At 69.8% G+C, this 21,810-nt stretch carries 14 protein-coding genes, 1 tRNA gene and 1 pseudogene; 13 read left to right on the forward strand and 3 right to left on the reverse strand.

Going from position 1 to position 21,810, the window contains the following annotated elements:
* Positions 1-300 precede the first annotated feature (300 nt).
* The 4 genes from gltB to ACEN9V_RS01365 all read left to right on the forward strand — a co-directional run bounded on the left by gltB (position 301) and on the right by ACEN9V_RS01365 (position 9,120).
* Positions 301-4,818: a glutamate synthase large subunit gene (gene gltB / locus ACEN9V_RS01350; RefSeq protein ID WP_413601828.1), complete on the forward strand. Its 4,518-nt coding sequence runs from the start codon at positions 301-303 to the stop codon at positions 4,816-4,818.
* 53 nt (positions 4,819-4,871) lie between these two features.
* The gene (locus ACEN9V_RS01355) at positions 4,872-6,329 is read left to right on the forward strand and encodes a glutamate synthase subunit beta (protein ID WP_413601829.1); all 1,458 of its coding nucleotides are present in this window, start codon (positions 4,872-4,874) and stop codon (positions 6,327-6,329) included.
* A 135-nt stretch (positions 6,330-6,464) separates the two neighbouring features.
* Positions 6,465-7,910, forward strand: a complete 1,446-nt coding sequence (gene pyk, locus ACEN9V_RS01360) for a pyruvate kinase (RefSeq protein ID WP_402728824.1) — start codon at positions 6,465-6,467, stop codon at positions 7,908-7,910.
* Positions 7,911-8,025: 115 nt separating this feature from the next.
* The gene (locus ACEN9V_RS01365; RefSeq protein WP_413601830.1) at positions 8,026-9,120 is read left to right on the forward strand and encodes a VIT1/CCC1 transporter family protein; all 1,095 of its coding nucleotides are present in this window, start codon (positions 8,026-8,028) and stop codon (positions 9,118-9,120) included.
* A 10-nt stretch (positions 9,121-9,130) separates the two neighbouring features.
* Here ACEN9V_RS01365 and ACEN9V_RS01370 read toward each other — a convergent pair whose 3' ends face one another.
* A complete protein-coding gene (locus tag ACEN9V_RS01370; RefSeq protein ID WP_413601831.1) occupies positions 9,131-9,670 on the reverse strand; it encodes an HdeD family acid-resistance protein in 540 nt (179 codons plus the stop codon).
* Positions 9,671-9,827: 157 nt separating this feature from the next.
* Here ACEN9V_RS01370 and ACEN9V_RS01375 point away from each other — a divergent pair.
* From ACEN9V_RS01375 to ACEN9V_RS01400, 6 genes and pseudogenes are all read left to right on the forward strand, one after another.
* Positions 9,828-11,368: pseudogene (locus ACEN9V_RS01375) on the forward strand (aldehyde dehydrogenase family protein).
* On the forward strand, positions 11,368-11,763 hold the full coding sequence (locus ACEN9V_RS01380) for a DUF779 domain-containing protein (protein ID WP_402728821.1): 396 nt from the start codon (positions 11,368-11,370) through the stop codon (positions 11,761-11,763). Before ACEN9V_RS01375 ends, ACEN9V_RS01380 begins: the two are co-directional and overlap by 1 nt.
* A 54-nt stretch (positions 11,764-11,817) precedes the next feature.
* Positions 11,818-12,996: a GAF domain-containing protein gene (locus ACEN9V_RS01385; protein WP_413601832.1), complete on the forward strand. Its 1,179-nt coding sequence runs from the start codon at positions 11,818-11,820 to the stop codon at positions 12,994-12,996.
* A 52-nt stretch (positions 12,997-13,048) separates the two neighbouring features.
* Positions 13,049-13,130, forward strand: a tRNA-Leu gene (locus ACEN9V_RS01390).
* Between the two features lie 63 nt (positions 13,131-13,193).
* Positions 13,194-13,799 carry an ANTAR domain-containing response regulator gene (locus ACEN9V_RS01395; RefSeq protein WP_144758275.1) on the forward strand — a complete coding sequence of 202 codons (606 nt, stop codon included), beginning with the start codon at positions 13,194-13,196 and terminating at the stop codon, positions 13,797-13,799.
* A gap of 105 nt (positions 13,800-13,904) precedes the next feature.
* On the forward strand, positions 13,905-14,375 hold the full coding sequence (locus ACEN9V_RS01400) for an N-acetyltransferase family protein (protein ID WP_413601833.1): 471 nt from the start codon (positions 13,905-13,907) through the stop codon (positions 14,373-14,375).
* Between the two features lie 14 nt (positions 14,376-14,389).
* Here ACEN9V_RS01400 and ACEN9V_RS01405 read toward each other — a convergent pair whose 3' ends face one another.
* The gene (locus ACEN9V_RS01405) at positions 14,390-14,764 is read right to left on the reverse strand and encodes a VOC family protein (RefSeq protein WP_413601834.1); all 375 of its coding nucleotides are present in this window, start codon (positions 14,762-14,764) and stop codon (positions 14,390-14,392) included.
* 28 nt (positions 14,765-14,792) lie between these two features.
* On the reverse strand, positions 14,793-15,161 hold the full coding sequence (locus ACEN9V_RS01410) for a PaaI family thioesterase (protein WP_402728986.1): 369 nt from the start codon (positions 15,159-15,161) through the stop codon (positions 14,793-14,795).
* Positions 15,162-15,288: 127 nt separating this feature from the next.
* Between ACEN9V_RS01410 and polA the strand changes: the two genes are divergently transcribed.
* The 3 genes from polA to rpsA all read left to right on the forward strand — a co-directional run bounded on the left by polA (position 15,289) and on the right by rpsA (position 21,718).
* Positions 15,289-17,934, forward strand: coding sequence for a DNA polymerase I (gene polA, locus ACEN9V_RS01415; protein ID WP_413601835.1), 2,646 nt, complete (start codon positions 15,289-15,291; stop codon positions 17,932-17,934).
* A 460-nt stretch (positions 17,935-18,394) separates the two neighbouring features.
* Positions 18,395-20,074 carry a DUF885 domain-containing protein gene (locus tag ACEN9V_RS01420; protein ID WP_413601836.1) on the forward strand — a complete coding sequence of 560 codons (1,680 nt, stop codon included), beginning with the start codon at positions 18,395-18,397 and terminating at the stop codon, positions 20,072-20,074.
* Positions 20,075-20,260: 186 nt separating this feature from the next.
* Positions 20,261-21,718 carry a 30S ribosomal protein S1 gene (gene rpsA / locus ACEN9V_RS01425; RefSeq protein WP_402728815.1) on the forward strand — a complete coding sequence of 486 codons (1,458 nt, stop codon included), beginning with the start codon at positions 20,261-20,263 and terminating at the stop codon, positions 21,716-21,718.
* Positions 21,719-21,810 lie beyond the last annotated feature (92 nt).

The raw sequence follows: 21,810 nt of genomic DNA on the forward strand, positions 1-21,810 counted from the left end.
ACCCGCTCGGCGCACCACACAAGCCGCGCACCACCACAGCAACAGGTCCACCACAAGCGGGCCAGAACACCTCCGCACGCCGCAGGGCAACTCGCTGACGGCGTGCACGGGCACCAGTCCCGCCCACACGGGCGGCACGCACCGCCGGGCCACCGCTGTCCCTGTTCCACTTCCTCGTGAGGACGGTTCCCCATGGCGCTCCTGCCACCACAGTCCACGTCTCGTCCGGCCGCAACGGGCCGGGCCACGGCGCTCCTCCCTGCGCACCGGCGGTTCTCCGCGATCCCGGACGCAACGGGGATGTACGACCCCGCCAACGAGAAGGACGCCTGCGGCCTGGCGATGGTCGCGACGCTCCGCGGGACGCCAGGACACGACATCGTGGACGCCGCGCTCGGCGCGCTCCGCAACCTCGAGCACCGCGGTGCCGTCGGTTCGGACGCCGGCACCGGAGACGGCGCCGGCATCCTCTGCCAGGTGCCCGACGCGTTCTTCCGCGACGAGGCGCCGTTCGAGCTGCCCGCCGCGGGCGAGTACGCCGTCGGTACCGCCTACCTGCCGGTGGACGAGGCCGACCGTGCCGCGGTGAAGGCCGCCGTCGAGTCGTACGCTGCCGAGGAGGGCCTCCGGGTCCTCGGCTGGCGTGTGGTGCCGGTGCGTCCGGACGTCCTCGGGACGCTCGCACGAGCCGCGATGCCGGCCTTCGAGCAGCTGTTCGTGGCGTCCGAGCGGCACGACGAGCAGGGCGCCGCCTGGAGCGGCATCGCCCTCGACCGCCAGACCTTCCGTCTCCGCAAGCGCGTCGAGCGCGAGCAGGAGGTCTACTTCATGTCCCTGTCGAGCCGGACCATGGTCTACAAGGGCATGGTCACGACGCTCCAGCTCGAGCCGTTCTACCCGGACCTCAGTGACGAGCGCTTCGCGTCGAAGCTCGCGATCGTGCACTCCCGGTACTCCACGAACACGTTCCCGTCCTGGCCGCTCGCCCAACCGTTCCGCACGCTGGCGCACAACGGCGAGATCAACACCGTCCGCGGCAACCGCAACTGGATGCGCGCCCGCCAGTCGCAGCTCGAGAGCGAGCTGCTCGGCGACATGGCGCCGCTGCTGCCGATCGTCAGCCCCGGCGCGAGCGACTCCGCGTCCTTCGACGAGACCCTCGAGCTGCTCACCCTGACCGGGCGGACGCTCCCGCACGCGGTGTCGATGATGGTCCCAGAAGCGTGGGAGAACCAGGCCGACATGGACCCGGAGCTCCGGGCGTTCTACGAGTACCACTCGATGCTCATGGAGCCGTGGGACGGCCCCGCCGCGATCACGTTCACCGACGGCTCGCTCGTCGGCGCCACGCTCGACCGCAACGGCCTGCGTCCGGGTCGGTTCCTGGTCACCGACGACGGCCTCATCGTGATGGGGTCGGAGACCGGCGTGATCGACGTCCCCGCGTCGAAGGTCGTCCGCAAGGGCCGTCTGCGCCCCGGCCGGATGTTCCTCGTCGACACCGAGGCCGGTCGCATCATCGAGGACGACGAGGTCAAGCAGGGCCTGGCGTCCTCAGGGCCGTGGGGCGAGTGGCTGGAGGCCGGCCGGATCAACCTCCGCGACCTGCCCGAGCGGGAGCACATCGTGCACACCCCTGCCTCCGTCACGCGTCGACAGCGCGCCTTCGGGTACACCGAGGAAGAGGTCCGGATCCTGCTGCGTCCGATGGCGCAGGCCGGTGCGGAACCGCTCGGCGCGATGGGCTCCGACACACCGATCGCCGTGCTGTCCCAGCGCCCGCGGCTCCTCTTCGACTACTTCACCCAGCAGTTCGCCCAGGTGACGAACCCGCCGCTCGACTCCATCCGCGAGCAGGTCATCACCTCGATGGGCATGGGCCTCGGCCCGGAGCGCAACCTGCTCGACGCCGGCCCGGAGCACGCGAAGCAGATCGTCCTCGACTTCCCGGTGATCGACAACGACCAGCTCGCGAAGGTCCAGCACTTCGAGACGGCGTCCGGTCGGCACCTCACCGTGACGATCAAGGGCCTCTACCGTGTCGACGCGGGCAAACAGGCCATGGAGCAGCGCATCCAGGCCGTCTGCGACGAGGTGGACGAGGCCATCGAGTCCGGCAAGCAGTTCATCGTGCTGTCCGACCGCGACGGCAACGCCGAGAGCGCGCCGATCCCGAGCCTGCTGCTGCTCGCGGCCGTGCACCACCACCTGATCCGCACCGAGCAGCGCATGAAGGTCGGCCTGATCGTCGAGGCGGGCGACGTGCGTGAGGTCCACCACGTCGCGACCCTGATCGGCTACGGTGCCTCCGCGATCAACCCGTACCTCGCGATGGAGACATGCGAGAACCTGGTCCGCCAGGGCATGATCAGCGGGATCACCCCCGAGCAGGCCGTCAAGAACGTGATCAAGGCGCTCGGTAAGGGCGTCCTGAAGATCATGTCGAAGATGGGCATCTCGACGGTGTCGAGCTACGCGGGCGCCCAGGCGTTCGAGGCGGTCGGGCTGTCGCAGGAGTTCGTCGACAAGTACTTCACCGGTACCTCGTCGATCCTCGGCGGCGTCGACATCGACGTGATCGCGAAGGAGAACGCCGAGCGGCACGGTCAGGCGTACCCGCAGGACGGCGCGGTGCTCGCACACGAGCGCCTGCAGACCGGTGGCGAGTACCAGTGGCGCCGCGAAGGCCCGCCGCACCTGTTCAACCCGGACACGGTGTTCCGCCTGCAGCACGCCACCCGTGCCCGGCGGTACGACATCTTCAAGGAGTACTCGAGCGCGGTCGACGACCAGTCCGAGGAGCTCATGACGCTCCGCGGTCTGTTCCGCTTCAAGCACGGCGAGCGGAAGCCCGTCCCGCTGGAAGAGGTCGAGTCGATCGAGTCCATCGTCAAGCGGTTCAACACCGGCGCGATGTCCTACGGCTCCATCTCGAAGGAAGCCCACGAGACGCTCGCCATCGCGATGAACCGTCTCGGCGGCCGGTCGAACACGGGTGAGGGCGGCGAGGACGTCGACCGGCTCCTCGACCCCGAGCGCCGCAGCGCGATCAAGCAGGTCGCCTCCGGTCGCTTCGGCGTCACGAGCATGTACCTGACGCACGCCACGGACATCCAGCTGAAGATGGCCCAGGGTGCGAAGCCCGGCGAGGGCGGGCAGCTGCCGCCGCAGAAGGTCTACCCGTGGGTGGCGCGCACCCGGCACGCCACCGCCGGTGTCGGCCTCATCTCGCCGCCGCCGCACCACGACATCTACTCCATCGAGGACCTCAAACAGCTGATCTTCGACGTCAAGCGCGCCAACCCCTCGGCACGCGTGCACGTCAAGCTCGTGAGCCAGTCCGGCATCGGTGCGGTGGCCGCCGGCGTGACGAAGGCCCTCGCCGACGTCGTGCTCGTCTCCGGCCACGACGGTGGCACCGGTGCGTCGCCGCTGAACTCGTTGAAGCACGCAGGCACCCCGTGGGAGATCGGTCTCGCCGAGACCCAGCAGACGCTCATGCTCAACGGCATGCGCGACCGCGTGGTGGTGCAGGTCGACGGCCAGATGAAGACCGGCCGTGACGTCGTCGTCGCAGCGCTGCTCGGCGCGGAGGAGTACGGCTTCGCCACCGCGCCGCTCGTCGTCGAGGGATGCATCCTGATGCGCGTCTGCCACCTCGACACGTGCCCGGTCGGCGTCGCGACGCAGAACCCGGAGCTCCGCAAACGGTTCTCGGGCAAGCCAGAGTTCGTGGTGAACTTCTTCGAGTTCATCGCCCAGGAAGTCCGCGAGCTCCTCGCCGAACTCGGCTTCCGCAGCCTCGACGAGGCGATCGGGCACACCGACGTCCTCGACGTCGACCGCGCCGTCGAGCACTGGAAGGCGTCAGGCCTCGACCTCGAACCCGTCCTCAAGGGGCCGGAGTTCCAGGCGGAGGAACCCCGTCGGCACCACCGCGAGCAGGACCACGAGCTCGAGCAGCACTTCGACGTGCAGCTCATCCAGAAGGCGTCCGACGTGCTCGAGCACGGTGGGTCCGTCACGCTCGACCTCCCGATCCGCAACACCGAGCGCGCCGTCGGTACCATGCTCGGCCACGAGGTCACGCTGCGCCACGGTGAGAACGGGCTGCCGGCCGGGTCGATCGACGTCACGCTGCGCGGGTCCGCCGGGCAGTCGCTCGGCGCGTTCATGCCGTCCGGCATCACCCTGCGGCTCATCGGCGACAGCAACGACTACGTCGGCAAGGGTCTCTCCGGTGGCGACATCGTCGTGCGCCCGGCCGAGTCGAGCGGCTTCGAGCCGTCGGAGAACGTCATCGCCGGCAACGTCATCGGCTACGGCGCCACCCAGGGCAGCATGTTCATCCGCGGCATCGTGGGGGAGCGCTTCCTGGTCAGGAACTCCGGCGCGACCGCGGTCGTCGAGGGCGTCGGTGACCACGCGCTCGAGTACATGACGGGTGGCCTCGCGCTCATCCTCGGTGAGACCGGTCGGAACCTCGGCGCCGGCATGTCCGGTGGCACCGCGTACGTCAGGGGCCTGCGGACGGAGCACGTCAACCAGGACTCCCTGGGCAGCGGCGAGCTCCGGCTCGAGGAACTCGACAGCGCCGACGTGGAGATCGTCACCGACCTGCTCGAGCGGCACGCTGGCGAGACGGGCTCGACGGTCGCCGCCGACCTGCTGGCGTCGGGTGACCTGTCCGAGTTCGTCAAGGTGCTGCCGCGCGACTACGCCGCAGTGCTCGAGACCCGCAAGCAGGCCGTCGATGAGGGGCTCGACCCCGACGGCGACATCGTTTGGAATCGGATCATGGAGGTAACAGGTGGCTGAGGACCCGACGCGTCTGGAATCGACAGAGCCCACCAACATCCCGGAGGTAACCGGTGGCTGACCCCAAGGGATTCCTGAAGGTCCAGGAACGCGAACTGCCCGAGCGTCGGCCCGTCCCCGTCCGGCTCATGGACTGGAAAGAGGTCTACGAGCAGCAGGAGTCCGGCCAGCTGAAGCGCCAGGCCGGCCGCTGCATGGACTGCGGTGTGCCGTTCTGTCACCAGGGCTGCCCACTCGGCAACCTCATCCCGGAGTGGAACGACCTCACGTGGCGCGGCGAGGGCCGCCAGGCGATCGAGCGGCTCCACGCGACGAACAACTTCCCGGAGTTCACGGGTCGGCTCTGCCCGGCTCCGTGCGAGTCGTCGTGCGTGCTCGGCATCAACCAGCCGCCCGTGACCATCAAGCAGGTCGAGGTCTCGATCATCGACGAGGCGTTCCAGAACGGGTGGGTCACCCCGCACCCGCCGGAGCGCCTGACCGGCAAGACCGTCGCCGTCGTCGGCTCCGGTCCCGCCGGGCTCGCGGCCGCGCAGCAGCTGACCCGCGCCGGCCACACCGTCGCCGTCTACGAGCGTGACGACCGCATCGGTGGCCTGCTCCGCTACGGCATCCCGGACTTCAAGATGGAGAAGCGCCAGATCGACGCGCGACTCGCTCAGATGCAGGCGGAGGGCACGCGCTTCCGCGCCGGTGTCGAGATCGGCCGGGACATCACCTGGGACGACCTGAAGTCGCGCTACGACGCGGTCGTCGTCGCCACCGGTGCGACGGTCCCGCGCGACCTGCCCATCCCCGGTCGCGACCTCGCCGGCGTGCACTTCGCGATGGAGTACCTCGTGCAGCAGAACCGCGCGGGTGCCGGCACCGTCGTCGACAACCAGATCACGGCGGAGGGCAAGCACGTCGTCGTGATCGGCGGCGGTGACACGGGTGCGGACTGCATCGGGACCGCCCACCGTCAGGGTGCGCTGAGCGTGACGAACCTCGCGATCGGCAAGCAGCCGCCGCTGGAGCGCCCGGAGAACCAGCCGTGGCCGATGTTCCCGACCGTGTTCGAGGTCACCAGCGCCCACGAGGAGGGCGGGGAGCGCACCTTCCTGGCCTCGACGGTCGAGTTCCTCTCGAACGACGCTGGCGAGGTCCGGGCGCTCCGTGTCGCCGAGACCGAGTACCTCGACGGCCGCCGGGTCCCGAAGGCCGGCACCGAGCGGGAGATCCCCGCCGACCTGGTCCTCATCGCGATGGGCTTCACCGGTCCCGAGACCGACACGCTCGAGCCGCAGCTCGGGCTCCCGGTGACGGTGTCCGGCGCGGTCGCGCGGCAGGCCGACTACACCACGAACGAGGCCGGCGTGTTCGTCGCCGGTGACGCCGGTCGCGGTCAGTCCCTGATCGTCTGGGCCATCGCGGAGGGCCGTGCGGCCGCCGCGAAGGTCGACGAGTACCTCGAGGGCACCACGATGCTGCCGGCGCCGGTGAAGGCGACCGACCGGGCGATCTCCATCTGATGGCCACCACTCGGTGAGCGGGAGGCCACCAGCACTCGATAGGGTGCTGGTGGCCTCTTCTTCGTACTGCGAAGCCCCACGCCAGCAAGCAAGCAGCAGCCGCAAGCCCCACAAGACACCACACGAAGGAATCCATTGAGACGCGCAAAGATCGTTTCGACCCTCGGCCCGGCCACGTCGGACTACGAGACCGTCAAGGAGATCATCGAGGCAGGCGTGGACGTCGCCCGACTCAACCTCAGCCACGGTGACTACAGCGTCCACGAGGCCAACTACGAGAACGTCCGTCGCGCCGCCGAGGAACTCGGCAAGCCGGTCGCGATCCTCGTCGACCTCCAGGGTCCGAAGATCCGTCTCGCGAAGTTCGCCGACGGTCCGCACGAACTCGCCGTCGGCGACGTCTTCACGATCACGACCGAGGACGTGCCCGGCTCGAAGGAGATCTGCGGCACCACGTTCAAGGGTCTCCCCGACGACGTGCAGCCCGGCGACCCGCTCCTCATCGACGACGGCCGCGTGCGCCTCCGCGTGCTCGACACCGACGGGGTGCGCGTCCGCACCGAGGTCGTCGTCGGCGGCACCGTGTCGAACAACAAGGGCATCAACCTCCCCGGCGTCGCCGTGAACGTCCCCGCGCTGAGCGAGAAGGACGAAGCGGACCTCCGCTGGGGGATCCGGCAGGGCGCCGACCTCATCGCGTTGTCGTTCGTGCGGAACGCCGCCGACGTCGACCGCGCCCACGAGATCATGGACGAAGAGGGCAAGCGCCTCCCCGTCATCGCGAAGATCGAGAAGCCGCAGGCCGTCGACGCGCTCGAGGAGATCATCGACGCCTTCGACTCGATCATGGTCGCCCGCGGCGACCTCGGCGTCGAGCTCCCGCTCGAGGCGGTCCCGATCGTGCAGAAGCGCGCCGTCGAGCTCTCCCGCCGCATGGCGAAGCCGGTGATCGTCGCGACGCAGATGCTCGAGTCGATGATCTCGTCGCCGATCCCGACCCGCGCCGAGACGTCCGACGTCGCGAACGCGGTGCTCGACGGTGCCGACGCCGTGATGCTCTCCGGCGAGACCAGCGTGGGCGAGTACCCCGTGCAGACCGTCCGCACCATGGCCCGCATCGTCGAGTCGACCGAGGACCACGGCCTCGAGCGCATCGCGCCGCTCGGCACCAAGCCGCGCACCCTCGGTGGTGCGATCACGCTCGCCGCGGTCGAGATCGCCGAGTTCACCGAGGCGTCGTACCTCTGCGTCTTCACCGAGTCCGGCGACTCCGCCCGCCGCATGTCGCGTCTCCGCCACGGGCTGCCGATCATCGCGTTCACCCCGAACGAGGCCACACGTCGCCGCATGGCGCTCACCTGGGGCGTCCGCTCGTTCCTGGTGCCGCGCATGAAGCACACCGACGAGCTGTTCGGTCAGGTCGACGACGTCCTGATCCACAACGGCCTCGCCGCACCCGGTGACCGCGTCATCGTGACGGCCGGCTCGCCTCCCGGACTCGAGGGCTCGACGAACGACCTCCGCGTGCACCGCGTGGGCGACGCGCACGCCGAGGCCGCACCGGCGTACGTTCGGGACTAGTCCCGCGGATCGCGCGAGGGCGCGGACGGGAGGCCCGGTGTAGCTGACTGCACCACCTCCGGTCCGCGCCCGCTCGCGTCCAGAGCCCCCATCCCGTCGACAGGAGACGATCGCGATGAGTGAGCGGAGCCTCCGGTCCGAGACGGTGGGCCGACGGCCCACGGACGTACGCCGATGGCGACGGTACCTGGCCGACGAACGCGCGGAAGGCGCCGTCTACCGCAACCTCGCGGCCCGTCGCGAGGGTGAGGAGCGGGAGATCCTGAGCGCCCTCGCGGAGGCCGAGGGCCGGCACGAGCAGCACTGGATCGAGCTGCTCGGCAACGACATCGGCCGACCGTTGCGCGGCAGCCTGCGGACGCGGGTCCTCGCCGGACTGGCGAAGCGGTTCGGGTCGGTGTTCGTGCTCGCGCTCATGCAACGCGCCGAGGACCGCTCGCCGTACGCCGACGACGCGGACGCGACCGCGAGCATGGCCGCAGACGAACGGATCCACGGCGAGGTTGTCCGCGGGCTGGCGAACCGCGGCCGGATGCGGCTGTCCGGCACGTTCCGGGCGGCGGTCTTCGGCGCGAACGACGGGCTGGTCTCGAACCTCGCACTCATCATCGGCATCAGCGCCTCGGGAGCGGATCGGCACTTCGTGCTCCTGAGCGGGATCGCGGGGCTGCTCGCGGGTGCCCTGTCGATGGGCGCGGGGGAGTACGTGTCGGTTCGGTCCCAGCGCGAGCTGCTCGAGGCGTCGTCACCGCATCCAGACGCGAACCGGGCCGTCGCGGACCTCGACGTCGACGCGAACGAGCTCGCCCTGGTCTACCGGGCGCGGGGGATGCCCGAGCACGAGGCCGAGGCCCACGCGACCGACGTGCTCGCCGGGCTCGGAACCGGGCCGGACACCCGGTCCACCCGGCCGGTCGACGACCACGAGGCGGTCGGCAACGGCATGAGCGCGGCGATCTCGAGCTTCCTGTTCTTCGCGTCGGGAGCGATCATCCCGGTGCTGCCCTACCTGTTCGGGCTCGACGGCTGGACCGCGGTCGCCGTGGCCGGGTTCCTGGTCGGGATCGCCCTGCTCGGCACCGGCGCCGTTGTGGGCGTGCTCAGCGGTGCCTCGCCGCTCCGTCGGGCACTGCGGCAGCTCGCGATCGGCTTCGGCGCCGCCGTGGTCACGTACCTGCTCGGGCTGCTCTTCGGGACCGGATCGGCGTAGCGACCGCCGGCTACCGGCGGACGGCGGCTCGCGGGGGCAGGAGCAGCAAGGCCGCCGCCCCGACCACGATCAACGCGATCCCGGCGAAGACCATGAACACGGTCAGGGCGAGGCCAGGCGCGAACAGCACCACGATGCCGCCGAGGATCGACAGCACCCCGCTGACGACCGTCGGGATGCGGGACGAACCGGGGTGTCCGGCGAACCCGCCGACGAGTGACGCGATGCCCTCGATGACGAACCCGATCCCCGCGAGCACGGCGTAGACCACGAGCGGGACGGCAGGGTCGAGGAGCGTGACCAGGCCGGCGACCGCGACGAGCGCCCCGACCACGCCGGACGTCCACCGCCACACGGACGGCGTCCCGTGGCCGCGGACCGCTGCGAACACACGCATCACGCCGGCGACGACGAGGTAGACGCCGAAGAGCAGTGCGACGACGACGAGGGACGGCCGGGGCCAGACGATCGCGACGATGCCGAGCGCGATGGCGACGACGGACGTCACGATGACGAACACCCGGAACGTCCGGACTGCACGGGAATCCACGAGCACTCCTCCCTGATCGGAGCTGGACGACCTGGACAGTACCCGGAGCGCGACCGGCCTGCCCGCCCGTGCAACCGGATGCAACCCCTGTCCACGTAGCGTCGCGGACAGGCGCGCGGATCGTGCGCCCCGACAGCGTCGTCGAAAGGGCACCACCATGACCATCGCAGCATCGCCCACCACCTACGCCGCACCCGGCGAGCCAGGATCACTCGTCTCGTTCCGACCGAGGTACGACCACTTCATCGGGGGCGAGTACGTCGCCCCCACCGGCGGCCAGTACTTCGAGAACCCGACACCGGTCACCGGGCGGGTCTTCACCGAGGTCGCCCGCGGCGACTCCACCGACGTGGACCGCGCCGTGCAGGCCGCGTGGAGGGCGTTCCCCGCGTGGGGGAAGACCAGCGTCACCGAACGGGCGAACATCCTCAACAGGATCGCCGACCGGATGGAGCAGAACCTCGAGCTCCTCGCGGTCGCGGAGACGTGGGAGAACGGCAAACCGATCCGCGAGACCCTCGGTGCGGACATCCCGCTCGCGATCGACCACTTCCGCTACTTCGCTGGGGCCATCCGCGCGCAGGAGGGCTCGACGGGGGAGATCGACCACGACACCGTGGCGTACCACTTCCACGGCCGCTCGGCGTCGTCGCCCAGATCATCCCGTGGAACTTCCCGATCCTGATGGCGGTGTGGAAGCTCGCGCCGGCCCTCGCCGCCGGCAACTGCGTCGTCCTGAAGCCGGCAGAGCAGACGCCGGCGTCGATCCACGTGCTCGTCGAGCTGATCCAGGACCTCATCCCCGCCGGCGTGCTCAACGTCGTGAACGGCTTCGGGTTCGAGGTCGGTGCCCCGCTCGCGCAGCACCCTGACGTCCGGAAGGTGGCGTTCACGGGGGAGACGACCACGGGCCGGCTCATCATGCAGTACGCGTCGCAGAACCTCATCCCCGTGACGCTCGAGCTCGGCGGCAAGAGCCCGAACGTGTTCTTCGCCGATGTGGCCCAGGAGCACGACGCGTTCTACGACAAGGCACTCGAGGGGTTCGCGTTCTTCAACCTCAACCAGGGCGAGGTGTGTACCTGCCCGTCCCGCGCGCTCGTCGCGAAGGAGATCTACGACGAGTTCGTCGCCGACGGTCTCGACCGCGTGCGTGCAGTGCAGCAGGGGCACCCGCTCGACATGTCGACGATGATCGGCGCCCAGGCGTCGAACGACCAGCTCGAGAAGATCCTGAGCTACATCGACATCGGCAAGCAGGAGGGGGCGAAGCTCCTGACCGGTGGCGAGCGAGCCGACCTCGGCGGCGAGCTGTCCGGCGGGTACTACGTCACCCCGACCGTCTTCGAGGGCGACAACGCGATGCGCATCTTCCAGGAGGAGATCTTCGGGCCGGTCCTGGCGCTCACGTCCTTCAGCGGCTACGACGACGCCATCTCGATCGCCAACGACACCCTGTACGGTCTGGGCGCCGGTGTGTGGAGCCGCGAGGCCACCACCCTCTACCGGGCAGGTCGTGACATCCAGGCCGGACGCGTGTGGGAGAACACCTACCACCAGTACCCGGCGGGAGCGGCCTTCGGCGGGTACAAGCAGTCCGGGGTCGGGCGCGAGAACCACAAGATGATGCTCGACCACTACCAGCAGACGAAGAACCTGCTGGTCTCCTACGCCGAGGGGCCGATGGGGTTCTTCTGATGAGCACCGACCGCGTCGCGGTGACGCCGGCGGCGAGTGACCTGCTCAGGTCACTCGCCGCCCGGCACGGCCCGCTCATGTTCCACCAGTCCGGCGGCTGCTGCGACGGCTCGAGCCCGATGTGCTACCCCGTCGGCATGTTCATGACCGGGCCGGGTGACGTGCTGCTCGGGGCGCTCGAGGTCGACGGTATCGACCCCGTCGAGGTCTACATGTCGAAGGCCCAGTTCGAGTACTGGAAGTACACCCACCTCACGATCGACGTCGTCGACGGGCGCGGCGGCGGCTTCTCGCTCGAGGTACCCGAGGGCAAGCGGTTCCTCACCAGGTCCCGGATGTTCACCGACCCGGAACTGGAGGATCTCGGTCTGGTCCCGGCCACCCACCGGACGTAGGCTGGCCGCACCCGGCGCGACGGCGCGACGGGCGGACCCGAGGACGGAGGACGCATGCGCGCACCCCGACCGGGATCCGTTCGTCCCCTCGTCGCCGACTCCTGGCGCCGCTCCGCTGGGGTCGACCCCGATGGTGTCCCACGGGTCGCCCTCGGCGCCGACGAACTCGACGCCGCCCGGCGCGACGGGCCGCTCGCCACGCTGCTGCCGATCGTCCGCCGCCTGCTCGTCGACGACACGCGGTCGGCCGGCTGTGTCGTGGCCGTCGGTGACGCGTCCGGCCGGCTCGTCTGGGTGGACGGTGCCCGGACGGCTCGACGGGCAGCGGAGGACATGGGGTTCGTCCCCGGCGCCGACTGGGCAGAGGAACACGTCGGCACGAGCGCACCAGGCACCGCACTCCGCATCGACCGTGCCGTGCAGATCCGCAGCGACGAGCACTACGCGACCGCGGTGAAGCCCTGGTCCTGCACGGCGGTCCCGGTGCACGACCCGTCCGGACGCGCGGTCGGTGTGCTCGACATCACCGGCGACGACCGTGCGGTCGAACGGCACACGCTGCCGCTCGTGCGTGCCACGGTCGCGGCGGTCGAAGCGGAACTCGCCCTCGCCACGCTCCGGATCCCGACTCCCTCGGTGGTCCTGCCCGCCGAGGCCGAACTCGTCCTGCTCGGTGCCGACACCGCGACACTGCACGTCGACGGCCGCGCGGTGGCCCTGTCGGCCAGGCACTCGGAGATCCTCGCGGTGCTCGCGACCGCCCCGGCGGGGATGGCCGCTGCTGACCTCGCCGACGCCGTCTACGGCGACCCCGATGCGGTCGTCACGCTCCGCGCCGAGGTGGTGCGGCTCCGCCGCGTGCTGTCGTCGGCCGCACCGTCGGTGACGCTCGCCTCCCGCCCGTACCGGGTCGGCGGTGTCCGGACCGACGTCGACGGCGTGCTGTGCGCGCTCGACCGCGGGGCGCGCCTCCAGGCCGTCAGCCGGTACCCGGGACCCGTCCTGCCCGGCTCCGCAGCGCCCGGCGTGGACGCGCTCCGCGACCTGGTGCGCGGTCGGTTCCGCGAGGCGGTCGTGTCCGACGGGTCATCCGACGCGTTGCTCGCCTGGTCCCGTACCCCTGATGGTTCCGCGGATGCGCGCGTGCTGCGAGCGCTGCTCGCGACGCTGCCGCCGCGGTCGCCCCGCCGTGCCGGGCTGGTGGCCGCGGTGGAAGCGCTCGAAGGTCCGTGACCGGACGCACCGGCCTGGAGGCCCGGGTCGGGCTGGTATCGTGAGTCACCTCGCGAGTGTGGTGGAATCGGCAGACACGGGGCACTCAAAATGCTCTGCCTCACGGCGTGCGGGTTCAAGTCCCGCCACTCGTACAAGTTGTCCGTTGACTCGTGATCTGGAACGGCGTGCTTCTTGCGTCTAGTAGGCTTTCGGACGTGAGTGACTCAGAAGCAACTGCAACAGCACCCCGTCGTGTCGTCGTCGCCGAGGACGAGTCGCTCATCCGTCTCGACATCGTCGAGATCCTCCGCGACAACGGGTTCGACGTCGTCGGCGAAGCGGGCGACGGCGAGACCGCCGTGCAGCTCGCGACCGACCTCCGCCCGGACCTCGTCATCATGGACGTCAAGATGCCCCAGCTCGACGGCATCTCCGCGGCCGAGAAGCTCTCGAAGAACCACATCGCCCCGGTCGTCCTCCTCACGGCGTTCAGCCAGAAGGAGCTCGTCGAGCGTGCGACCGAGGCCGGAGCGCTCGCGTACGTCGTGAAGCCCTTCACGCCGAACGACCTGCTCCCCGCGATCGAGATCGCCCTCTCGCGGCACCAGCAGATCATCACCCTCGAAGCCGAGGTCGCCGACCTGGTCGAGCGCTTCGAGACCCGCAAGCTCGTCGACCGCGCCAAGGGCCTGCTCAACGAGAAGATGGGACTCACCGAGCCCGAGGCGTTCCGCTGGATCCAGAAGGCCTCCATGGACCGCCGCCTGACCATGCACGACGTCGCCAAGGCGATCATCGAGCAGCTCAGCGCGAAGAAGTAGTCGCTCACACCGTCTCCTTCCCGAAACGCCGCCGTTCTCGGCGGCGTTTCGCGGTTCCGGCGGCGTTCCGCGTCTCCGGTGGTGTCCATCTGCGAAGGTGGAGCCGTGAACGACGTCGTGATCCGTGCCTCCCGCCCGTCCGACATGCCGGCGGTTGCCGACCTGCGGTGGCGGTGGAGCATCGAGGAGGACGGCCGACAGGCCGCGCAGACACCCGAGTCGTACCGCGACGCCATGACGGACTTCGCCGTCGCCCACCCGGAGTCGCACCGGTGCGTCGTCGCCGAGCGCGACGGCGTCGTGCTCGGGATGGCGTGGCTGGCGCTGCATCCACGGCCACCGGCGCCGCACGTGCCGGGAGGCCGGATCGCCGCTGAGCTGCAGACCGTCTACGTCCACCCGGACCTGCGTGGGCTCGGGGTCGCGGGGCGGCTCGTCTCGCGGTTGGTCGAGATCGCGGACGAGCTCGGGGCCGAACGGATCAGCGTCCATTCGAGCGTGGACGGCGAACGGCTCTACCGGCGGCTCGGCTTCGGCGACGCCCGGCTGCTGCTGCAGCGGCCGCCGGAGGACTGACCGCCCGCCGTCGTTCAGCCGCGTGCGGGGATCTGCTGCAGCGTCCAGGCGTTCTCGTCCGGGTCGGTGAAGAACACGAACCGACCCCAAGCCATCTCGTCCACGCCGACGGCGTCCACCCCGAGGCCCTGCAGGTGTGCGAGGGCCTCGTCGGCATCCGGGACGACGACCTGGATCGACTTCAGCGACCCTGGCAGCACGTCGGGCGACATGATGCCCTGGCCGAACGCGATCGAGCACGCGGACCCGGGAGGGGTTGCCTGCACGAACCGGAGCTCGTCCGAGACACGCTGGTCGTGGTCGATGGTGAAGCCGATGCGTTCGTAGAACGCTCGGGAACGGTCGACGTCGCTGACGGGGACCATGATGAGTTCGATCTTCCAGTCCATGCCGGACTCCCTGCGTCGGAGCGGTCGGTCAGCGCCGCTCGCGGATCATGTTCGTGATGCGCACCGTGGAGCAGCGTCGCCCCTGCTCGTCGGTGAGGACGATCTCGTGGGTCGTCAGCGTGTTGCCGAGGTGGATCGCGGTGCACGTGCCGGTGACGATGCCGCTGGTGGCACTCCGCGAGTGCGAGGCGTTCAGCTCGATGCCGACCGCGTACCGACCGGGTCCGGCGTGCACGTTCGCGGCCATCGAGCCGAGGCTCTCCGCCAGGACGACGTACGCCCCGCCGTGCAGGAGCCCGACCGGCTGCCGGTTGCCCTCGACCGGGATGGTGCCGACGGCGCGCTCCGCGGACAGCTCCGTGATGACCATGCCCATCTTGTCGGCGAGCTCGCCCATCCCGCGGTCCGCGAGGCGTTCGTCGACGGGGCCGGTGGTGGTCGCTTCGTCGGTCACGCGCTGGGACTCCCGTGTCGGATGGCGTCGGTAGGCTGTCCGGGTGTCGGACTCCGCAAAGCCTACCCTCATGGTCATCGACGGCCACTCGCTCGCCTTCCGGGCCTTCTACGCGCTCCCGGTGGACAGCTTCGTGAACCGCGACGGGCAGCACACGAACGCCATCCACGGCTTCATCTCGATGCTGCTCATGCTCCTCCAGCGCGAGAAGCCGACCCACCTGGCGGTCGCGTTCGACATCTCGCGGTTCTCGTTCCGCACCCGTGAGTACGAGGACTACAAGGGCACCCGTTCCGAGACCCCTGCGGAGTTCAAGGGGCAGATCCCGCTCCTGCAGCAGGCGCTCGAGGCGATGGGCATCACCACCGTCACGAAGGAGGACTACGAGGCGGACGACATCCTCGCGACCCTCTCCTCGCAGGGTGCAGCGCAGGGCTACCAGGTCTACGTGGTGTCCGGCGACCGCGACTCCATCCAGCTCGTGAACGACGACGTCACGCTGCTGTACCCGTCCGTCCGCGGCGTCTCCGAGCTGACGCGGTACGACCGCGACAAGGTGTACGAGCGCTACGGCATCGAGCCGCACCAGTACCCCGACATCGCCGCACTCGTGGGCGAGACCAGCGACAACCTGATCGGCATCGACAAGGTCGGCGAGAAGACCGCCGTCAAGTGGATCACCCAGTACGGCTCGCTCGACGGCGTGCTCGAGCACGCGGACGAGATCAAGGGCGTCGTGGGCAACAACCTGCGCGAGCAGAAGGACCGGGCGATCCGGAACCGCAAGCTGAACCGCCTCGTCACCGACGTCGAGCTGCCTGTCGGTCCGGGGGACGTCGCACTCCGACCCCTCGACGAGACCGCCGTCCGCGAGCTGTTCGCCAAGCTGCAGTTCCGCACGCTGCTCGACCGCGTGTTCAAGGTCGCTGGGAACGGCGAGACCGGTGAGGCCCCAGCGGTCGAGGGCGGCGTCGACGACGGTGGACCAGCCTCGCCGACGGTGAAGACCCTGATCGACGAAGAGCTCGGCTACTGGCTCGAGCGGAAGAACGCCGCAGCAGCCGAGAACGGGTACGGCGTCGCGGTGGAGGTCATCGACGGCCGCCTCAGCGCCATCGGGATCGCCACCCACGACGACGCCGTCCTGGTCCCGGGCGGCAGCGGTGCGAAGGACTACGAGCAGCTGACCGCGTGGTTCGCGTCCGACGCCCCGAAGCACTTCCACGACGCCAAGGCCGCGGTGAAGGCGCTCGGCACCGCCGGCATCGCGGTGAACGGCATCGCCGGTGACGCCCGCATCATGGGCTGGCTGGCGAACCCCGGCAAGCAGGGCCAGCCGCTCAGCGACCTCGTCTACCAGGAGCTCGGTGAAGAGCTCCCGACGGCGGACCCGAACCAGCTCGTCCCGGAGACCGACCCCGTGAACGTCGGCGTGCACGCCTGGTACGTCCTCCGCGTGACGACGGCGCTCCGGGCTCGCATCGACGCCGGGTCGCTGCGGGTCCTCGACGACATCGAGCTCCCGCTCGTGTCGGTCCTCGCCGACATGGAGACCACCGGTGTCGGCATCGACCGACCGGTGCTCACGAACCTCTCGAAGGAGCTCGGGGAACGCGCGGCCGACCTCGCGCAGCAGGCGTTCGCCGAGATCGGGCACGAGGTCAACCTCGGCTCGCCGAAGCAGCTGCAGGAAGTGCTCTTCACCGAGCTCGCGATGCCGAAGACCCGCAAGACCAAGACGGGCTTCTCGACCGACGCCGCGAGCCTGGCCGACCTGCAGGAGCAGCACCCGCACCCGTTCCTGGGCCTCCTGCTCCAGCACCGTGATGCCACGAAGCTCCGGCAGATCGTGGACACGCTCGACGCTGCGGTCGTCGACGGCCGCATCCACACCCGGTACGAGCAGACCGGCAGCAGCACCGGCCGCATCTCCTCGACCGACCCGAACCTGCAGAACATCCCGGTGAAGACCGCGGTCGGTCGTCGGGTCCGTTCCGCGTTCGCCGTGGCCGAGCCGTACACGACGCTCCTCACCGCGGACTACTCGCAGATCGAGATGCGCATCATGGCGCACCTCTCCGGTGACCCCGGGCTGATCCAGGCATTCAACGAGGGCGAGGACCTGCACCGCTTCGTCGGCGCCCGGGTGTTCGGTGTCGAGCCGGCGGACGTCTCGCCGGAGATGCGCACGAAGGTCAAGGCGATGTCGTACGGCCTCGCGTACGGGCTCAGCGCGTTCGGTCTGTCCAAGCAGCTCCGGATCGAGCAGAGCGAAGCGCGCACCCTGATGACCGAGTACTTCGCCCGCTTCGGCGCGGTGCGGGACTACCTCCGCAACGTGGTCGAGCAGGCTCGTGAGGACGGCTACACCGAGACGATCTTCGGTCGTCGCCGCCCGTTCCCCGACCTCAAGAGCCCGAACCGCGTCCTCCGCGAGAACGCCGAGCGTGCTGCGCTGAACGCACCGATCCAGGGCTCGGCCGCCGACATCATGAAGATCGCCATGCTCGGCGTCGCGGCCGACCTGCGCGGCGGCGAGATGGGCACGCGGCTGCTGCTCCAGGTGCACGACGAACTCATCCTCGAGGTCGCCCCTGGGGAGCAGGACCGCGTCGAGGAGATCCTGCGGACCCGGATGGGCGGCGCGGCCGACCTCACCGTCCCGCTCGACGTGTCCGTCGGCTCCGGCCCCAACTGGGAGGCCGCCGCGCACTGACCCGCGTCTGGTCACGACACCCCGCACGGGTTCGCCGGGTGGTCGCTGCCCGTCGGTTCGGCGGCGTCGGAGCCACGTTCTTCGACCGGCCGAGGGCGTGCGCGCGGGGTGTTGTGACCGGTCGCCTGGTGCCACGTCCCCCCATCCCGGGCCGCACCCGCACCCGCACACCTGTTCCGCGCGAGCCTGCACCTCGCACGCCGGTACCTCGCACGCCGGTACCTCGCGCGCCTGCGCCGCGCACGCCTGCACCTCGCACGGACACACGCCTGGCCCCCCGCCCGCGACCGGTCACAACACCCCGCTCAGGTTCGCCGGGCGGTCGCGAAGGGTCGTTCGGACGCCCGCTGCGCGACGTTCTTCGACCGGTCGGGGGTGTCCACGCGGGGTGTCGTGACCGGTCGCGCAGGCGGGTGGCGGGCGCGAGCACGGCGTCGGCGCACGTCGATAGGGTCGAGGCATGACCGAAGACCGTCCCGCCCGCCAGCCCTCCGCCGTCGACCGCGTGGCCGAGGAGTGGGTGACCACCCTCGTCGACCTCGACCCGACGGTCGCCACCTACATCGGCGTCCCCGGGCGCACGGGGGAGTACGGCGACACCTCGCCCGCCGGTGCGGCCGCGATGGCGGACGCGGCGAAGGCGGCCGCTCGTTCCCTGGCCGCTGCGGAGCCGGTGGACGCCGTCGACCGCGTGACGAAGACGGACCTCGGCGCCGAGCTCGCCCTCGTCGTCGAGTCGTACGACCGGAAGCTCCACCTGCGTGACCTCAACGTCATCGCCAGCCCGGCGCAGTCGCTCCGCGAGATCATCGACCTGATGCCGACCGCCACGGCATCGGACTGGGACGACATCGCCAACCGTGTCGGCGCGTTGCCGGACGCGCTGGAGGGGTTCCGCGAGACCCTGCTCGAGGGCACGCGCGAGGACGTCACCCCGGCCAGGCGCCAGGTCGAGCTCGTCGCCGAGCAGGCTGCTCGGAGCGGTGCCGAGGACGGCTTCTTCCGGCAGCTCGCCGAGAGCGCGGCGCTCGACGACGGGTCGCCCGTCCCGGACTCGGTGCGCGCGGAGCTCGCTCGGCGTGGTGAGATCGCCGCGGCGTCCTTCCGGTCGCTCGGGCGCTTCCTCGAACACGAGCTGATGCCACTGGCGACCCCGGTGGACGCCGTCGGCCGTGATGCCTACGAACTGCACTCCCGGCACTTCCTCGGTGCCGTCGTCGACCTCGACGAGACGTACGAGTGGGGGCTCGAGGAGCTCGCACGCATGCGGTCGGAGCAGGAGCGCATCGCGGACCGCATCGAACCCGGTGCTTCGGTCGCCCGCGCGGTCGAGGTGCTCGACGCCGACCCGTCCAGGATGCTGCACGGCACCGACGCCCTGCAGCGGTGGATGCAGGAGACGAGCGACGCCTCGATCCGGGCGATGGACGGCGTGTACTTCGACATCGCCGACCCGATCAAGCGCCTCGAGTGCCGCATCGCCCCGACGCAGGAGGGCGGGATCTACTACTCCGGTCCGTCGGACGACTTCTCGCGGCCCGGCCGGATGTGGTGGTCCGTGCCGCAGGGTGTGACCGAGTTCCAGACCTGGCGCGAGAAGACGACCGTCTACCACGAGGGCGTTCCCGGACACCACCTGCAGATCAGCCAGGGCGTCTACAACCGCGGCGAGCTGAACACCTGGCGCCGGCAGCTCTCCGGGTCGTCCGGCCACGTCGAGGGCTGGGCGCTCTACGCGGAGCGGCTGATGGAGCAGCTCGGGTTCCTCGACGACGAGGGCGACCGGCTCGGGATGCTCGACGGGCAGCGCATGCGGGCAGCCCGCGTCGTCCTCGACATCGGCGTCCACCTGCAGAAGACCAACCCGGACGGCGGCGGCTGGACGTGGGAGTACGCGCTCGACTTCATGCGCGAGAACGTGAACATGGACGACGCGTTCATCCGGTTCGAGGTCGCCAGGTACTTCGGGTGGCCGGGGCAGGCGCCGTCCTACAAGGTCGGACAGCGCGTCTGGGAGTCGATCCGTGACGAGGTCGCGGCGCGGGAGGGCGCCGCGTTCGACCTGAAGTCCTTCCACCACCGCGCGCTGGCGCTCGGCAGCATCGGCCTCGACACGCTTCGGTCGGCGCTGCTCGACTGACCGATCCGGTGCGTGTGACGCCCCGCGACACGGGCGACACACCCGCTTGTGGGGGGTCGCGCGCACCGGTTAGACTTGTGCGGCGCAATCCGCGTCACCACAATCAACCGCCACCGCGACAGCATGTGGGAGTCAGTCTCCCGCGTCGCCCTGGCCCGACTCATGTCCGTTCGGAGCAATCTCTACATGACAACCACTACGACCAAGGCTCCTAAGCAGGTCGCCATCAACGACATCGGTTCGGCTGATGACTTCCTGGCCGAGGTCGAGAAGACCCTGAAGTTCTTCAACGACGGCGATCTCATCTCCGGCACCGTCGTGAAGATCGACCGCGACGAGGTCCTCCTCGACGTCGGTTACAAGACCGAGGGCGTCATCCCCTCGCGCGAGCTCTCGATCAAGCACGACGTCGACCCCAACGAGGTCGTCAACGTCGGTGACGAGGTCGAGGCCCTGGTTCTCCAGAAGGAGGACAAGGAAGGCCGCCTCATCCTGTCGAAGAAGCGTGCGCAGTACGAGCGTGCGTGGGGCGACGTCGAGAAGATCAAGGAGTCCGACGGGGTCGTCACCGGCACCGTCATCGAGGTCGTCAAGGGTGGCCTCATCGTGGACATCGGTCTCCGTGGCTTCCTCCCGGCTTCGCTCATCGAGCTGCGTCGCGTCCGTGACCTGACGCCGTACCTCGGCCAGGAGATCGAGGCGAAGATCCTCGAGCTCGACAAGAACCGCAACAACGTGGTCCTCTCGCGCCGCGCCCTGCTCGAGCAGACGCAGTCCGAGTCGCGCACCACGTTCCTCAACAACCTCCACAAGGGCCAGGTCCGCAAGGGCGTCGTCTCGTCGATCGTCAACTTCGGTGCGTTCGTCGACCTCGGCGGCGTCGACGGTCTCGTCCACGTCTCGGAGCTCAGCTGGAAGCACATCGAGCACGCCAGCGAGGTCGTCGAGGTCGGTCAGGAAGTCACCGTCGAGATCCTCGAGGTGGACCTGGACCGCGAGCGCGTGTCGCTCTCGCTCAAGGCCACCCAGGAAGACCCGTGGCAGGTCTTCGCCCGCACCCACGCGATCGGTCAGATCGCACCGGGCAAGGTCACGAAGCTCGTCCCGTTCGGTGCCTTCGTCCGCGTCGCGGACGGCATCGAGGGCCTCGTCCACATCTCGGAGCTCTCGAACAAGCACGTCGAGCTCGCCGAGCAGGTCGTCTCGGTCGGCGACGAGGTCTTCGTGAAGATCATCGACATCGACCTCGACCGTCGCCGCATCTCGCTCAGCCTGAAGCAGGCGAACGAGGGCGTCGACCCCGAGGGCAGCGAGTTCGACCCGGCGCTCTACGGCATGCCGACGGAGTACGACGACAAGGGTGACTACAAGTACCCGGACGGCTTCGACCCGGAGACCAACGAGTGGCTCGAGGGCTACGACACCCAGCGCGAAGAGTGGGAGCGTCAGTACGCCGCCGCTCAGGGTCGCTGGGAGGCGCACAAGGCGCAGGTCGCCAAGTCGCTCACCGAAGAGGCGCAGGGTGGTTTCGACCTCCCGGCCAGCGCTTCCTCGTCGTTCACGAGCGAGCAGGCCGGTCAGGGCACCCTGGCCGACGACGCTTCGCTCGCGGCGCTCCGCGAGAAGCTCAGCTCGACCAACTGATCGAGCCAGTGCTGCCGTCCGCAGCACTGCGTGCACCGGAGACCCGGCACCCCGAGAGGGTGCCGGGTCTCCGGCGTTTCGGGAGGGTGCGA

It is taken from the genome of Curtobacterium sp. Curtsp57, from assembly GCF_047324335.1.
Classification (GTDB): domain Bacteria; phylum Actinomycetota; class Actinomycetes; order Actinomycetales; family Microbacteriaceae; genus Curtobacterium.

Excerpts from the sequence above, each read along its gene's own strand:
- ACEN9V_RS01385 (WP_413601832.1), top strand. The coding sequence starts at position 11,818 with ATGCGCGCACCCCGACCGGGATCCGTTCGTCCCCTCGTCGCCGACTCC.
- ACEN9V_RS01405 (WP_413601834.1), bottom strand. The coding sequence starts at position 14,764 with ATGGACTGGAAGATCGAACTCATCATGGTCCCCGTCAGCGACGTCGAC.
- ACEN9V_RS01410 (WP_402728986.1), bottom strand. The coding sequence starts at position 15,161 with ATGGGCGAGCTCGCCGACAAGATGGGCATGGTCATCACGGAGCTGTCC.
- polA (WP_413601835.1), top strand. The coding sequence starts at position 15,289 with ATGGTCATCGACGGCCACTCGCTCGCCTTCCGGGCCTTCTACGCGCTC.
- ACEN9V_RS01365 (WP_413601830.1), top strand. The coding sequence starts at position 8,026 with ATGAGTGAGCGGAGCCTCCGGTCCGAGACGGTGGGCCGACGGCCCACG.
- ACEN9V_RS01420 (WP_413601836.1), top strand. The coding sequence starts at position 18,395 with ATGACCGAAGACCGTCCCGCCCGCCAGCCCTCCGCCGTCGACCGCGTG.
- rpsA (WP_402728815.1), top strand. The coding sequence starts at position 20,261 with ATGACAACCACTACGACCAAGGCTCCTAAGCAGGTCGCCATCAACGAC.
- ACEN9V_RS01380 (WP_402728821.1), top strand. The coding sequence starts at position 11,368 with ATGAGCACCGACCGCGTCGCGGTGACGCCGGCGGCGAGTGACCTGCTC.
- gltB (WP_413601828.1), top strand. The coding sequence starts at position 301 with ATGTACGACCCCGCCAACGAGAAGGACGCCTGCGGCCTGGCGATGGTC.